The organism is uncultured Thiodictyon sp. (genome assembly GCF_903828115.1).
Lineage (GTDB): Bacteria > Pseudomonadota > Gammaproteobacteria > Chromatiales > Chromatiaceae > Thiodictyon.
This window is the reverse complement of the sequence record NZ_CAIKKU010000890.1, coordinates 1-14,168: the sequence shown is the minus strand read 5'-3', so window position 1 is coordinate 14,168 and position 14,168 is coordinate 1. Positions and strand designations below refer to the sequence as shown.

Sequence of the window (14,168 nt, the reverse complement as noted above, 5' to 3'; positions counted from 1 at the left end):
GGCCCAGCCATCTGACTTGAGGTTACTGCCATGAGTGACGCGACCCTGCGCTCCAAGACCAACACCGCCTTGTGGATGGCTGTCGCCATCTGCCTGGTTCCCCTCGTGCCCTACGCCCTGGGTGGCTTTGGCGGCGGCTGACGATGGGCTCGGCGGATCTGACGAAGGCGGCGCGAGCCGCCTTTTTTGTGCGCCGACGCGATGTGGCGACCCACAAATGTAGGTCGACGGTCGCCGGCCGCAACCGACCGGGTTACCGGCAGACCGCTTCAGTGACGAGCGTGGCGCTGGTCGGGTCCCGCCGGCCGGCGTCAATCCGCGCGACCAGTTCACCGCGGGGCATTCGTCCGCCGCGTCTTGATCGCAGTTCGCGTCCGATTGAGGACACGCGATTCACCGTACCCAATGTGCGCCGCCGCCCTGGCCAGCGCGCCGACTGAGCGTTGGGGCTGGTGGCCAGCGTCGCTGTACTCTTCCCACTAAGGCGTAAGCCTCAGCGCTGCGCGTAAGGTAACGGCGTCGGCGATGAACTGCACGGTCGTGATGATCCCACCCTGCGCCTCGATCAGCGTCACCTTGGCCGGCTCGCGCGGCAGCATGGCCGTCTCCGCAGCACTGCGCCCCAACAGCATCGGGTAGGGCCGCTTGCGCATCTTCGGCAGCGCGATGACCGTGGTAATGATCCCTGGCATGGCGCTGATGTCGGCCACGTAGCGTATGTGCGCGCTCGCCAGTGTGGTTATGGTCTGGCCGTCGAGGGCGGTTTCGGCCAGCGCCGCGGGGGCGCGTTCGGCGACGAAGATCAGATAGCGCGTGTCGGCGGCGATGGTCTGAGGCGCATCGTGCTGGTCCTTCAGCGTCAGGGTAGGCAGTGGGGAACCGACCTGCAGCGGGGCGGCGGCGAGCAGTCCGCAGCACAGGAGGAGGGCGACGAGCACGGCGGTTTTCATGGGCCTATCCTACGCCATGATGGCCCCGTCTGCCGCCATTGCGAGGGCCTGCGTGGGGGAGACCCAACATTTTACGTGGTAAGACAATCGCCTGGCTCAGCCCGGGTGCCGCGGCGTGCAGAACAGTGGTGGTGGGGCGTCGCCCTCGCCGCGGCCGACGCCCCTTGGCTTGTAGCGATCAAGGGCGCAGCTGGGTGCAGAGAGCAACGACCCGCTCACCGACTGCGCAGGGCACCATGACCGCCCGGTTCAATCACGCCATCGTCCATTGCCATCGCGACCTGACTCTATCACGGAGAATGCCCGATGCTGACGCTTTATTCTTTCCCGTCGCTGTTCGGTGTGGCCGACAACAATCCCTATGGGCTGAAGGTTTACGCATTCCTGCGGCTCGCCGGGATGCCATTCGAGCAGGTGCACATCTTCGACTCATCGCCGGCGCCGCGCGGCCAACTCCCCTACCTCGTCGATGACGGCGAGGTGGTTGGTGACAGCGAAACCATCATTGCCTATCTCATCCGCAAGCATGGCCTGACCATTGATGCCGCACTCACCCGCTCGCAGCGCAACACGAACCTGCTGATTACCCGCATGCTGGACGATCTTTACTGGGTTATGTCATATTCACGCTGGCAGGACGAGCGGTACTGGCCCGCTTTCAGCTCGGCACTGAAACGCGAACACCCGAGCCTGACCGACGACGATCTACTCAAGGCCAAGGAATTCAACCGCCAGCGCTACTACTTCCAAGGCATCGGTCGTTACGAACCCGATGACGCGATAGCACGCGGACTGGCCGATCTGGCGGTGCTCGGCGATCTTATTCCGACCCATGGCTACGCACATGGCGACACGCCCACCAGCATCGACGCCAACATCTATGGCTTCACTGCCAACATCCATTTCTACGAAATCGCGACACCCTTAAAGCGATTCGTCGATGAGCATGAAACGCTCGTCCGCCACTGCCGTGACATCCATGCGATCGTCGGCGCCCCCCAGAATTGATGGCCTGGGGGCAAGGACCGCCAGTTAGGGTCAGTGGCTACGACCGCGGCCCCGCGGCGGAGCGCAGGTCCAGACCGTCGAGTCGCCGCGTAAGGTCCGTGTAAAGAGACTCCTGCGCGTCGAGCCGCGCCTGGAGCCCGCGGGCGCTGGCCTCCTGTGTGGCGGCCCGCGTCTGTAACGCGCGCTCCTCGGCAACCAACGCCTGGCGCGCGGCCTCGGCGAGCATCAGTTGCTCGGTCAGCGTTGCGTGGGCGGCCTCCAGGCGCGCCTGCACGGCGACGAGGTCGTCCCGGGCCCGCTGGGTCTCGCGTAGCGTCTGCTGCGCCGCGCGCAGTTCACGGCGGGCCTCGGTCAGTTCGGCGGCCAGGCGGGCGTTGTCGTGGCTCAGATGCGTCACCTCGTCCTGTTTGGCGACCAGGGTCTGGGCGTGTTGGCGCAACTCCGCCTGGACCTGCTGCACCTGGGTCTCGTGGCGGCGCTGGTCAAGATCCCGCTGGTCCTTCACCGATTGCCGGTAGTGCTCCAGGGCGTCGCGCGCGTGCCGGTGCTTATCCTCCAGGGATTGAATGTGCCCAACGTGCTCCGCGAGCCGCAGTCCGAGGGCCCCGTTCTCGTTGCCGAGCGCCGCGCCGTGGACCCGTTCCGCCTGCAAGGCCTCGTGGGTCGCGGCATGGGCAGCGCGCTCGCTGGCGAGCGCCTCGCCGAGCTGCCCGGCCTGCGCCTGGACGTCGGCGAGGGCCCGTTGCAGGCGCACGCTGTCGGCGCGCAGTGCGCTCACCTCGGCCGAATGGCGCGACTCGGCGCTCTCCACCAAGGCGCACGCCTGCGCGTGCAGTTGACGCGACAGTCCGGCGACCGCGGTGCGCAGCGTCGCGCTCAGCAGTTGCTCGTCATCCAGGCGCGCGCCTTCGGCGTGCGCGAGTTCTTGGAGGTAACGGTGGATGGTGCTCTTGGAACCGGTGTTGCCCAATTCCACCCGGACCGCGTCGATTGAGGGGTGCTCGCCGCGGGCGACCACCGCGTCGCGGGCCTGTTGCACCAGATATTTGGAGATGCCAGTGCGGGCCATCGGGGCTCCGTGAATAAGATACCGTATGACATACTGCGGGATTAAATCCTATCATGACGCTGGCGCCCCGACGGCGCCGGGTTCTCTGCCGTATGCGATAATACGATGTTCTTCCATCCAGCCAGCGAGAACCGCCCCGTCCAGCCCGCTTGCGGTACGACCCCGCCGCCCTGGCCACCCCCGCAGGACCAACCGCCACCGACCATGGCCGAGATTGAGCGCTACCTCGCCGCTGCCGAGCGGGCCAACACCCGCCGCAGCTACGCCTCGGCGGTGCGCCACTTCGAGGAGACCTGGGGCGGCTTCCTGCCGGCCACCGCTGAGGCGGTTGCCCGCTATCTGGCTGAGCACGCCGCGTCGCTGGCGCTCAATACGCTCAAGCTGCGCCTGGCCGCGCTCGCCCAGTGGCATCGCGATCAGGGGTTTGTCGATCCGACCAAGGCACCCCTGGTGCGTCGGGTGCTCAAAGGGATCGGTGCACTGCACCCCGCCCGCGCGCAGCGCGCTCTGCCGTTGCCGCTCGCGGAACTGACGCGCATCGACGCCTGGCTTGCGGCGGAGATCGCCCGGGCGAGCGCGCCCGGCGAGCGGGCGGGATGGTTGCGCGCCACGCGGGACCGGGCCTTGATCCTGCTCGGTTTCTGGCGCGCCTTTCGCAGCGACGAGTTGAGCCGCCTGTGCATACAGGACATTGAGGCGGCGCCCGGGGAGGGGATGACCCTCTACCTGCCCCGCACCAAGACCGATCGGCACGCGCAGGGCACCACCTTCAAGGTTGCGGCGCTGTCGCGCCTGTGCCCGGTCGCGGCCTACGTCGCTTGGATCGGCGCGGCGGGCCTGACCGATGGACCGGTTTTCCGGCGCATCGGCCCGGACGGGCACCTGGGTACGACCGGCTTCCACCCGAACAGTCTGGTGCCCGTGCTGCGCAAACGTTTCACCGATGCGGGCGTGGCCGAACCCGACCGTTACAGCGGCCACTCCCTGCGCCGCGGCTTCGCGACCTGGGCCAACGCCCACCAGTGGGACGTCAAGGACCTGATGGAGTACGTAGGCTGGAAGGACCCCGCCTCGGCCATGCGCTACATCGAGCGGGCCGACGCCTTCGGCCGTCACCGCATCGAGCAGGGCCTGGCAGGGGAGGGGCCAGCGACCACGCTGGTGGCGGAGCGGGAGACGACCTGACGCCAGCGCGCGACCAGTCCCCGACATGCTTGAAGCGTCGGTGCTCGGCATCCAGTTCATCGGTCGGGACCCGCGCCGCGGCGAGCGACCCACACCGGCAGCCCGGTGAGCCATGCCGGACCTGTTTCTGTCCTTGTCCCCCCACGCGGAGCTGGCGATGCTGGACGATCGAAGCGTTGAATGCCCCTACTGCGGTGAGGAGTTCGCTACCCTGGTGGACTGCTCCGCCGGCAGCCAGTGCTACATCGAGGACTGCCCGGTCTGCTGCCGCCCGATCGAATTCCAGGCCGAGGTGGACGGCGCGGGCGACCTGACCCGCCTGACGACCAACCGCGACGATGACTGACCAGCAGCACAAGAGATACGCACCTCCAACTCGCACCAGGAGTTAAGCCTGTTGCTGGCGTTGGCAAGCCGGCCGTCATACAGGACGGCGTGGGCCTGTTGGGGCGGCATGGCGATCGGTGCCGTAAGGGTCACCAAGAGGCCGAACAGCCGCGGTCGGGTGGCGAGGACGCAGCCTGCCGGACTGCCGGCAATCCAGCGCCAGCGGTCCTCGCCGACTAAATCTTGACATTTCTAAATACTAGGTCTATATGTCCTCAGGACATATAGACCTAGTATCATAAATCATCCAAGTGGAGCTTCGCACCGCCATCGCCCTGGAAATCGGCCGCCTTCACCAGCCGGTCATGACCGACTACCAGCTGGGTAGCCTGGTGTTTCGCCTGTACCAGACGAAGACTTACCGCGGCGAAGCCCTCGGCCAACTTCAGCAAGCGCTTCCAGAACGCGCCGACTACACCCGGCTGCTCGGCGGCCTGGTGACGGACGGCATCCTCCAGCGCACCAAGGATGTCCCCAACAAGGACGTGTTGGTCGTGCTGGGTCAGGATCAAGCGGCGGCGGAGGACATCATCTGCTGTGTCGACCCCTTCTGTTACCTCTCGCACCTGAGCGCCATGGAGTACCACGGTCTCACCGACCGCCTGCCCAAGCTGCTGTTCGTGACCTCCTTGCCGCAGCCCCAGTGGGGCCGACTGGCCACCGAGAGGATGCAGAAGGATCTGGGGGCCGCGGGCCTCGCGAGCTATCTCCAAGCGGGACTGCCGCCGCTACGCCGCCTGCGGCTCGACAAGATCCAGCGCAAGATCGTGAGCATGCACACGAGCGTGCAGTGTGACCCCGGGGCCTATGTGACCGTGCAGGGCAAGCCGCGCCGCGTCGCCACCATCGGGCGGACCTTTCTCGACATGCTCCGCGAACCCGCTCTGTGCGGCGGCATCTACCACGTGCTGGACCTCTTCGCCGAGCAGGCGCCGCGCTATCTGCGCCTCATCGTCGACGAGATCGACCGCCATGGGACCACTATCGACAAGGTACGGGCAGGCTACGTCCTGGCCGAGCGTCTCAATTTGACCCATCCGACCTTCGATGTCTGGCGGACCTTCGCCCAGCGGGGCGGTTCCCGGAAACTCTACGCCCAGACCGGCTACAGCCCGCGGTTCTCCGAGACCTGGTGTCTGTCCATCAACATTGACGAGGCCGAGGAGGCGTGAATGGAGAAGATCGCGATCCGGGAATGGGTCGCCCAGAATCCGGACTACGGTCCCTTCCGCCAGGCCGTGCATACGATCCTCACGGCCGTATCCGGAACGCCCGAGCTCCAGACCGCCATGGTCATGAAGGGCGGGGTGCTGCTGGCGCTGCGCTACCGCAGCCAGCGCCACACCGCGGACATCGACTTCTCGACCGACATCCGCTTGCGCGATTTCGACCTTGTGGCCTTTCGTGGGGTACTGGAGCAGAGCCTGACCGACGCCGTCGAGCAACTGGGGTATGGTCTGGATTGCCGGGTCCAGCGTTGCAAGCAAAGCCCACCACGGGCCGACGCAACCTTCCCGACCATCCAGGTGAGCCTCGGCTACGCCTACAAGGATGACCGCAGTGCCCACAAGCGCCTGCTGACCGGCCGGGTGGCGACGACGATCCGGCTCGACTACAGCCTCAACGAGCCGGTCGGCGAGACCGACCTGTTCGAGCTGGAGGAGGGCCACGTCATCCGGACCTACAGCCTGGTCGAGATGGTGGCGGAGAAGTTGCGGGCGCTCCTGCAACAGGAGGTCCGCAACCGGGTTCGGCGCCAGGACATCTACGACCTGCACTACCTACTGATTGAACATCCGTTCCGCAACGAGCCGCTGACCCGGGCGAGGATTCTGGAGCGCCTGATCGCGAAGGCGCGGGCGCGGGATCTTGAAGTCAGCTCCGGCGCCATGGCCAACCCGGAGATCATCCGCCGCTCGCGGGCCGAGTACAAAAACCTGGCCAGCGAGATTGAGGGCGAGCTGCCGGACTTCGACCCGGTCTATGGTGTCGTCGAAGCCTTCTACCGGTCCTTGCCTTGGGGACCGGAGTGATTTCTGGCGCACCGTCATTTTTTTGCTGTTCTCGTGCGTGCCGCGGCTGGCCGACGGGCCGGTTGGGCGACCGCGGTCGGCCGCGAGGCAGTCGGAAACGGGGTCTGACAATCAAACGCACACGCGTCGGGCGAGGTCAGGGCCGCGGGCGCAAGGTCACCCCCGGGGCCGTGGCCGCGGGCGCGCCCGCGGCTACCGACCTGCAGAAACATGGGGCCTGACCTGACCCACCTTGCCGCCCGCTCCGACGCGGTGGGCCCGGCGTTGGTTGGGCAGGGCGGGCGACGATTTGGCCCTCACCCAGCGCGGCGTGACCATGACCGGCAGGTGATAGACCAGATCGCGCATCACCTCGAAGGCGGCCGAACCTGGGCCGACGATGATGCCGACGCGAATCTCGGTCACCGGTACCGGCCCGCGGCGCAGCACGTCGCCGGTCTCCCGGCGGGAGACGCTGTGCTCGGCATCTGCGTCTTTGGGAACCAGGCCGCCCAGGTAGCAGACCCGCTCCACGCCGGCCCTCGCCGCCGCGGCAGCGAAATGGGCCGCGGCCCGCAGGTCCAATTGGCCGAAGTTGCGGCCTGCGCCCATGGAGTGGGCCAGGTAGTAGGCGATTCCGACGCCCGCCAAGGCGACAGGAAGGTTCTCGGGGTCCAAGGCGTCCGCCACCACCGCGCCGCGCCAGCCCCGCGCCTCCGGCACCTGGGGTTGGCGGGAGAAGACTCGCACCGGCACCCCCGCCGCCAGGAGCCTGGGATCAAGATGGGTGCCAAGGTAGCCGCTGGCCCCGAAGACGAGGCGGAGGCGGGGGCGGGACTCGGGGCGATCGTTCATGGTGCGGATACCGGGGCTCGCTGGGTTGGTGTTGTAGCGCTGCCTGCCGGCGGCTCCGTTCGCCGCGCCGGCTGGACCCTGCCGCGGTCCGGTCCGTGCTCGCCGGTCGCCCCAAGAACGCCGGGTTCGGCGACCTCTGCGTCCGGCGCTGCGGTCATCCCGGGATCCATGGCTGGGACCGACCGGCCTGAGTCGAAGGCGCGCAACAGCATTCCCGTCAGCTCCGGCAGGCCGCCTAGCGCCGGCCGCCGCGGCCTGAGTCCGGGGGTGAAGCCCTGCGCGACCAGGGCGTCGCGCACTGCCGTGCGCCCCGTGATCAGGTGCACCGGGACCTCCCAGGTTGCACCCTCGCCGCTCACCGCGGCCGCCGGCTGATGGTCCCCCAGCACCAGCAGCACCAAGTCCAGGTCCGGCCTCAGGCGCAGCCAGCCCGCCAGCACCTTGAACAGGTAAGCGAGCGAATCCGCATAAGCCGCACTGAGGTCGGTGAGGTCGGGCCGTTGCGCAAGGGCCGCGGTGATTTGCGCGGGCTCGAAGGGATTTGAGGTCAGCAGGCGCCCCCAGTCCGGCTGGTAGGGCGGGGTAGGACTGAAGGGGATGTGGGAGTTGATGGTGGGAAAGACCGCAAGGCGGGGCCGGCCGTCCGCGTTGGTCAGGTCGGCATCCAGTCGGGCCAGGGCGAACTGGTCCGGGATGCGCCACCAACCCAGGGCAGGACCCCGATAGTCCAGGGCCGATGCACCCAGGATCGTCGCGTATCCATAGAAGGCCCCCTCGGGCCAGGGCTGGCGCAGCCCCGGCATGACCGCCAGGGTGCGGTAGCCGGCGCGGGCGAAGCGGTGGACAAGCGTCTCCCGCCGCTGGGCGAGCAGTAGGTCGTAGTCAGCGCCTTCGGCCACCTCCACACCGCAAAGGAGGCTGGCGTGGGCGAGCCAGGAACTGCCCCCGAAGGTTGGGGAGCGGACGAAGGCCGAGACCACCCCGCGCCCCGTCTGCGCCACCGCGCCCGCCAGGTCGGCCCGGCTGGCGGCCAGGGCCCGGGCGAGGCGCGGCTGATCGTAGGTCACCGCGCCGTAGGACTCGGCAAACACCATCACGACATGGGCGCCCTGCACCCGCGCCAGGTCCGACTGCAGCGGCGGACTCGGCGGCAGCGCGCGCGGCCCCGCCCCCAGGGCCTCGATCACGAAGGCGGCCTGCTGGGCATAGGTCTTGGTCACCGGGAGCGAGAAGGCGTGCTCCCAATCCACGCGCGGGCTCAGCACCCCGGCCAGCCAGGCGGCGGCCACGGCACCGCAGAGCACCGTCAGGACCCGGCGCGGGGCGGGCTGGCCGACCGCAGCACCGACCTGCCGCAGGGCCCAGCGCAACAGCGCATAGACGATCCCCAACAGGAGCGCCAGACCAAGCACGCCGCCGAGCACCAGGGGCACGGGCGCCGCCTCGATCAGCATGGCCGCCACCCCGGGCAGGTGCCGGGCGTCCCAGAAGAGATTGATGGGGCGGCCGTAGAGGGCCGGGGCGGTGACCGCGGCGTAGCGCCCGACCGCCAGCAGGGTGAGGAGCACGGCGAGCCCGGCCAGCAGGCGCCGGGAGGGCGGGCCCCAGACCCGCGCACCCAGTGCAAGCGCCAGCACCAACAGGGCGATCTCCGCGGACAACTCGCGGCGGACTTCCACCCAGGGGGTCGGCCAGTGGTTCTGGAAGCTCAAGGCGGTGTTGAGCAGCACGAGCGCGGCAACCAGGGCCAGCCGGCGCCATAAGGCCGGCCGCCGCGGTTGGGAACTGGCCTGCGCGCTACCGCGATCCGGCATCGATCGCTGCTCTACTGTCGAGCGCAGCGCCCACCCCGCCTGGGTCCCGGCCGCGCTGGTGCAAGTGCGGTGGGTCCCGCGGGGTCATGGCGTGCCCCCGGTGGGCGGGTCCAGGCCCGCCTGCCGGGCGAGCCAGAGGGTGTCGACGGCGAACGAGTAACAGAGCAACGCCAACCCGACGGCCGCCACCGCCGCACTCCAAACCGGGGGCGGGAGCGGCGCCAGGGCCAGGGTGAGCGTCAGCACCTGAACCACGCAGATCGCCTGCCGCCGCCGACTGGGGGGCAAGGGGTACCGCAGCATGGGCCACCGGTAACCCGCCGCCACGAACAGGTAGCGCAGCAACCCCGCGGCCAGCACCCAGGGCCCGGCCTTGTCCAGGGACCACAAGAGGATCGCCAGCACCGCCACCAGCAAGGCGTCCACCTCCATGTCGAAGCGCGCGCCGAAGGGGCTCGCCCAACCCAAGCGCCGCGCCAGGTGTCCGTCCACCCCATCGAGTCCCGCGGCTGCCAGGGCCAGCATCAGGGCCGTCCAGGCCACCGCCGCAGTTCCGACCTCCCCCACCAGGCCAGCCAGCAGGGCCGTGAGGACGGCGCGCACCAGGGTCACCTGATTGGCCGGGCCGCAGCGCACATGCGGCCGGTGCAGGGGCAGGAAGGCGGCCATGATGGCCAGGACCAGCCCGAAAGCCGCGAGCGACTTGATGAGGAAAGCGTCGCCAAGGCCGAGCGCGGGGTCCAGACCCGACCCGAGCGCGATGAGCAGCAACAGCCCGGCGAGGCCGTTGCGCACGGCGCTGCCAGTGAGCCCCGCGCTCAACGAACCCGAGTGATCGGGGCCTCGCAGTCCCACTCGCCCTCCCGCCTGATCCGCCTTGGCTCGCAATCGAACAGGATGTCCTCCCCCATGCGGAAGATGCGGCAAGGGGGGCGCATACAATCACCCAGGGACGTCGTGGCGGGGAGGGTTACCCCGCGGCGCCCCTCGCCGATGAGCAGCGGTGCCACCGTGACCTGTAACCGATCCAGGAGTCCGGCACGCAGGAAGGCGGAGACGGCGATCCCTCCCCCCTCGATGAAGACCCGGCGCAGCCCGCGCCGATGCAGCTGCGCCAACAGGGGGCGAAGCTCCAGGCGCCCGTCCAGCGCTGGAGCCCCGATCACGTCGGCCTGACCGTGACGGCCGGATCCGGTCAGTCCGTCTTCACAGACCACCAGGGTCGGTGCGGCGCCGTCGCCGAATACCCGCCGGTCCACGCCAAGCCGACGGCTGGGGTCAAGCACCACGCGCACCGGGCTAGCGCCGGGGACCAGCCGGGTGGTCAACTGCGGGTCGTCGGCAGCGACGGTTTCCGCCCCGACCAGGACCGCGTCGCACAGGGCCCGCATGCGGTGCAGATGCAGGATGTTCGCGGGGCCGGTGACGAAGCAGGAATCGCCCCGGCTGGTGGCGATATAGCCGTCCAGGCTCTGCCCCAGGTGACCAACCGTGAGGGTTGGATGGGTCTCCTGCGGCAGGACCGGCAGATAGAGATCCAGCAGGTCCCGGATCCCGGCCGGGCACCCCGGTGCCGCGGCCCAGCCGTCGCTGGGGCACCAGCGCAAGAGCGCGTCGCGGCTGTCCATCTCCACCGTCCGCAGCCCCGCCGCGGCAGCGGCGAAGGCGGTCGTCCGGGGCGGCAGGGGACCTGAGCGCGCCAGGCGGAAGGCGGCCAGGATGGCCGACCAGGCGACCGTTTCACCCCGCGGGTGCGCGGGCTGGGGTAAGGGGGCAAGGCGGGCTGGCTGCATTAGTGGTCCTGACGTAGCAGCCGCCCGTGGGGCCGGTCTGCAGGTCGACTCCTCCGGCGGGAATAGTCCGGCGCAGTGGTGATGGGCATGGTTGGTTTCACACTTTGCAGCAGGCGGTAGCGCCAGGCCCAGTGACCGGCTCAGCCGAACAGGCTCATCCGCGCCATCACCCGGTCACGCTTGATCAGCCAGTGTCGCAGCGCGCCGGCGACGTGCAGGACGATCAGACCGAGGATCGCCCAGCCGACCACACCGTGGACAAAGAACAGGGTCTCGCTGAGCGCCTGGTCCTTGCCGATGATTCCAGGCAGGGTCCAACCGAAGAATTGCACCGGGTAGCCGCCCGCCGCCGTGGCGAGCCAACCGATGACCGGCATGGCCACCAGGGCGACGTAGAAGAGGCCATGGACGGCGCGGCTGGCGACGTGCTCAGACGTCGTTAGGGGCGGCCGATAGGGTGGCGCGCCGAGGCTGACCCTGAGCGCGAGGCGCAGGATCATCAGGGCCAGGATCATGACGCCGAAGGTCTTGTGGTAAGCGTAGAGGGCGTTGGTTGCTGCGCCGCCGAAGGTCTCCTTGACCCCATCGAAGCCGAGGAATCCCAGGGTCATGCCGATCCCCAGGACGCCCAGCACCAGGATGACGATCAGCCAGTGCAACAGGCGCTGCACCAGGGCGTAGCGGTCGGTCTCGATCATGATTCCACCTCGTTGGCCCACGCAGCGCACTCGGCTAAACACCCAGTGCCATAACTGGTTACCGGTTTGCGGCTTTCAACCTTCACCGCTCCCGGCTGCCGGAACCCGGCAGCGCCTTCGAGATCATTTGGGCAGCAGCAGGGCGTCCTGGTGACCCACCCGTATGCGCGAGCGGCGGCCATCGATCGCGGCCTGTCGGACCGCTCGCCACTGTTGGATGGAGGCCTTCAGCGCCTTGCGCTGCGAGCCCGGGTGCGCGTCGGCCTGTTCCAACGCGGCGGCGGCCCAGCCCTCCGTCAGGGCCGACTGGATCGCGGTCTCATTAGGGTCGAGCAGCCAGTCGCTATCCGCCAGCTCCACCGAAAACCCCATCGCCTCCGCCAACTGGGCCAGCCGTACGGTCGCGCCGGGCCCGAGGGCGGGACCAAACCCCTTGTCCCGACGTTGGTGGGTGTTGACGAGGCCGATGACGCGCTGGTCGAGGGGGTGCCCAGGCTCGATGACCACCCGACCGTCGTAGGTCAAGGCCAGCAGCAGGGGCGCACGGGCGGCATGACAGCGCCCGATCAGACCCGCGAGCCAGGGCTCGGAGACGAGGTCCAACAGCGCTGAGGCGCTCACCAGGGTCCCGCGGTCGAGGTCGATGGCATCGGCACCGCGCGCCAGATCGAACGTCCGGGTGTGAATCTCCCAGGGAGCCGCTGGCCCCTGGATGCGCAGCCCGTCGGCCTGCGCAGCAGTCGGCAGGCCCAGGCCGCCCGCCCACTCGGCAGTCCGGCGCGGCAGGGCGGCGAGCAACTCCCGGTCCCGGTCCAGACAGATCCAGCGCTGTGGCACGTTCAGGCAGGGCGAAAGCCGTGGGGCCAGATAGCGCAGATTCGCCCCGGCGCCGCAGCCCAGGTCCAGCACGGTCAGGGGTGCGGTCGGATTGCCGGCCTGTGCCGCTCGCTGCGACAGCCAACCGGCAAGGCGCTGCACCAGGTGCGCGCAGCGCGCGCGGGTATCGGCCGCCTCGCGCAGGGCCAGCCAGTCCGCGCTGAAGTCACCCACGCCGGACCTCCTCGCAGGCGGCAGCGAAGGCGGCGGCGGCCTGCGGCCAGGTCGGGAGCCGCAGACCGGCGGCGCGGGACCCGGCGGCGAGCCGCCGGCGCAGGCCCGCATCCGTCAGCAGCCCCCGCAGCGCCGCGGCGAGGGCCGCGGGGTCATCCGGCTGGACCAGGACGCCGGCCCCCGGAGGGACAGTCTCGGGCACCGCGCCGGACCGGGCAGCCAGAATCGGCACACCCCGGGCGAGGGCCTCCGCAAAGACCATCCCGTACCCTTCAAACCGGCTGGCCAGCACGAAGAGGTCGGCCTGCGCATAGCGCCGATTGAGCTCCCGCCGCGTGAGGACCCCGCAGAAGCGCACCCGCTCGCGCAACCCCAGGTCGTCGCGCAACCGCGGCAGGGTGCCGGACCATGCGGGGTCCCGGTCGCTGGCGCCGACGCAGTCGAGTCCCCAGGGGAGGTCGGCAACCTCCGCCAGCGCCCGCAGCAGGACATCATGGCCCTTGCGCGGGACCAGGGCACCGACGCTCAGGAGGCGCGGCTGACCATCCGGCGAGCCCAGGGCCGCCGGTGCCGGGTCCGTCCCGGGCTCCACCACCCGGATGCGCCCTGCCGACACCCCGTACGCCGCGAGCAACCGCGCGGTGAAGCCGCTGGTGACCAGGACCCGCCGGGCCTGGGCCAGGGCGCGGGTCTCGGATTGGCGCAGCGCCGCGGCCCGGTCGGGCGGGACCCCGGTCTCCTCGGCCAGGGGGTGGTGGACCAGGGCCACGAGCCGGAGCCGCTCGCCCTGCGTCTGCGCCAGCTCGGGGAGTGCGCCGAACGCGAGCCCGTCCACGACGGCGAGGGCCGCATCGGGGATGGACGCAAGGACCGCTTCGGTCTGCCTCAGGGCAGCTTGGGTCGGCACCGGAAAGCTCGCGTCCAAGGCACGATGCTCTACCCGCCAGCCCAGCCCGGCCAGGCCGGCCATCATGCGCCGGTCGTAGCCATAGCCCCCGGTGGGGGTGTCGAGGTCCCCGGGGATCAGGAACCACAGGGGCCGGCGCTCCGCGGGGCGCGGGTTCAGGCCGGCAGCTCCGATTCGTAAGCGGCCCAGGCGAGGTGCGACTCGCGCAGGACCACCCGCAGGGAGCCGAGGCCCCGGGCGGCATCGCCCAGCTCACCGGCGCGGATGCGCGCGACCATGCCCTCGAAGATCTGCCGTGCCATGAATTCGGTGGTGGTGTTCTGGCCCCGAAGATCCGGGTGCTCGTCCAGGTTGCGGTAGTCGAAGGTCGCCAGGACCGCGCGCAGGGCTTGGCTGGCGAGGCCGATATCGACCACCAGGTTGTCCTGGTCCAGTTCCGG

14 protein-coding genes and 1 pseudogene are annotated in these 14,168 nt (G+C 69.5%); 5 read left to right on the top strand and 10 right to left on the bottom strand.

The window, feature by feature from the left end; translation table 11 throughout:
• Positions 1-479: 479 nt before the first annotated feature.
• Positions 480-950 (bottom strand): hypothetical protein, encoded by a 471-nt coding sequence (locus QZY48_RS33770; protein WP_295439041.1) that lies wholly within the window; start codon positions 948-950, stop codon positions 480-482.
• A gap of 306 nt (positions 951-1,256) precedes the next feature.
• Between QZY48_RS33770 and QZY48_RS33765 the strand changes: the two genes are divergently transcribed.
• Positions 1,257-1,958, top strand: a complete 702-nt coding sequence (locus QZY48_RS33765) for a glutathione S-transferase family protein (protein ID WP_295439039.1) — start codon at positions 1,257-1,259, stop codon at positions 1,956-1,958.
• 37 nt (positions 1,959-1,995) lie between these two features.
• Here the strand turns inward: QZY48_RS33765 and QZY48_RS33760 are convergent, their stop codons facing one another.
• Positions 1,996-3,027, bottom strand: a complete 1,032-nt coding sequence (locus QZY48_RS33760; RefSeq protein ID WP_295439037.1) for a DNA-binding protein — start codon at positions 3,025-3,027, stop codon at positions 1,996-1,998.
• Positions 3,028-3,231: 204 nt separating this feature from the next.
• On the opposite strand from QZY48_RS33760, the gene QZY48_RS33755 reads away from it, so the two are divergent.
• From QZY48_RS33755 to QZY48_RS33740, 4 genes are all read left to right on the top strand, one after another.
• A complete protein-coding gene (locus QZY48_RS33755) occupies positions 3,232-4,212 on the top strand; it encodes a tyrosine-type recombinase/integrase (protein ID WP_295439035.1) in 981 nt (326 codons plus the stop codon).
• Positions 4,213-4,369: 157 nt separating this feature from the next.
• Complete coding sequence (locus QZY48_RS33750) at positions 4,370-4,558, top strand: CPXCG motif-containing cysteine-rich protein (protein WP_295439043.1); 189 nt, start codon at positions 4,370-4,372, stop codon at positions 4,556-4,558.
• 346 nt (positions 4,559-4,904) lie between these two features.
• Entirely contained in the window at positions 4,905-5,771 is an 867-nt protein-coding gene (locus tag QZY48_RS33745; RefSeq protein WP_295439033.1) for a hypothetical protein, read from the top strand.
• Positions 5,772-6,632, top strand: a complete 861-nt coding sequence (locus QZY48_RS33740; RefSeq protein ID WP_295439031.1) for a nucleotidyl transferase AbiEii/AbiGii toxin family protein — start codon at positions 5,772-5,774, stop codon at positions 6,630-6,632.
• A 279-nt stretch (positions 6,633-6,911) separates the two neighbouring features.
• Here the strand turns inward: QZY48_RS33740 and QZY48_RS33735 are convergent.
• The 8 genes and pseudogenes from QZY48_RS33735 to QZY48_RS33700 all read right to left on the bottom strand — a co-directional run.
• Positions 6,912-7,466 (bottom strand): annotated as a pseudogene (locus tag QZY48_RS33735) (NAD(P)H-binding protein); the annotation flags it as partial.
• Entirely contained in the window at positions 7,463-9,280 is a 1,818-nt protein-coding gene (locus tag QZY48_RS33730) for a sulfatase-like hydrolase/transferase (protein ID WP_295439029.1), read from the bottom strand. The gene QZY48_RS33730 and the pseudogene QZY48_RS33735, both read right to left, overlap by 4 nt.
• An 84-nt stretch (positions 9,281-9,364) precedes the next feature.
• Positions 9,365-10,102 carry a CDP-alcohol phosphatidyltransferase family protein gene (locus QZY48_RS33725; RefSeq protein ID WP_295439027.1) on the bottom strand — a complete coding sequence of 246 codons (738 nt, stop codon included), beginning with the start codon at positions 10,100-10,102 and terminating at the stop codon, positions 9,365-9,367.
• Positions 10,099-11,073: a RibD family protein gene (locus tag QZY48_RS33720; RefSeq protein WP_295439025.1), complete on the bottom strand. Its 975-nt coding sequence runs from the start codon at positions 11,071-11,073 to the stop codon at positions 10,099-10,101. Before QZY48_RS33720 ends, QZY48_RS33725 begins: the two co-directional genes overlap by 4 nt.
• Positions 11,074-11,213: 140 nt before the next feature.
• The gene (locus QZY48_RS33715) at positions 11,214-11,771 is read right to left on the bottom strand and encodes a cytochrome b (RefSeq protein ID WP_295439023.1); all 558 of its coding nucleotides are present in this window, start codon (positions 11,769-11,771) and stop codon (positions 11,214-11,216) included.
• Between the two features lie 123 nt (positions 11,772-11,894).
• A complete protein-coding gene (locus tag QZY48_RS33710; RefSeq protein ID WP_295439021.1) occupies positions 11,895-12,821 on the bottom strand; it encodes a class I SAM-dependent methyltransferase in 927 nt (308 codons plus the stop codon).
• Positions 12,814-13,794 carry a glycosyltransferase family 4 protein gene (locus tag QZY48_RS33705; protein ID WP_295439018.1) on the bottom strand — a complete coding sequence of 327 codons (981 nt, stop codon included), beginning with the start codon at positions 13,792-13,794 and terminating at the stop codon, positions 12,814-12,816. The genes QZY48_RS33710 and QZY48_RS33705 overlap by 8 nt, the downstream gene beginning before the upstream one ends.
• A gap of 89 nt (positions 13,795-13,883) precedes the next feature.
• On the bottom strand, positions 13,884-14,168 hold a 285-nt coding region (locus QZY48_RS33700), incomplete at its 5' end, for a 6-carboxytetrahydropterin synthase (RefSeq protein ID WP_295439017.1).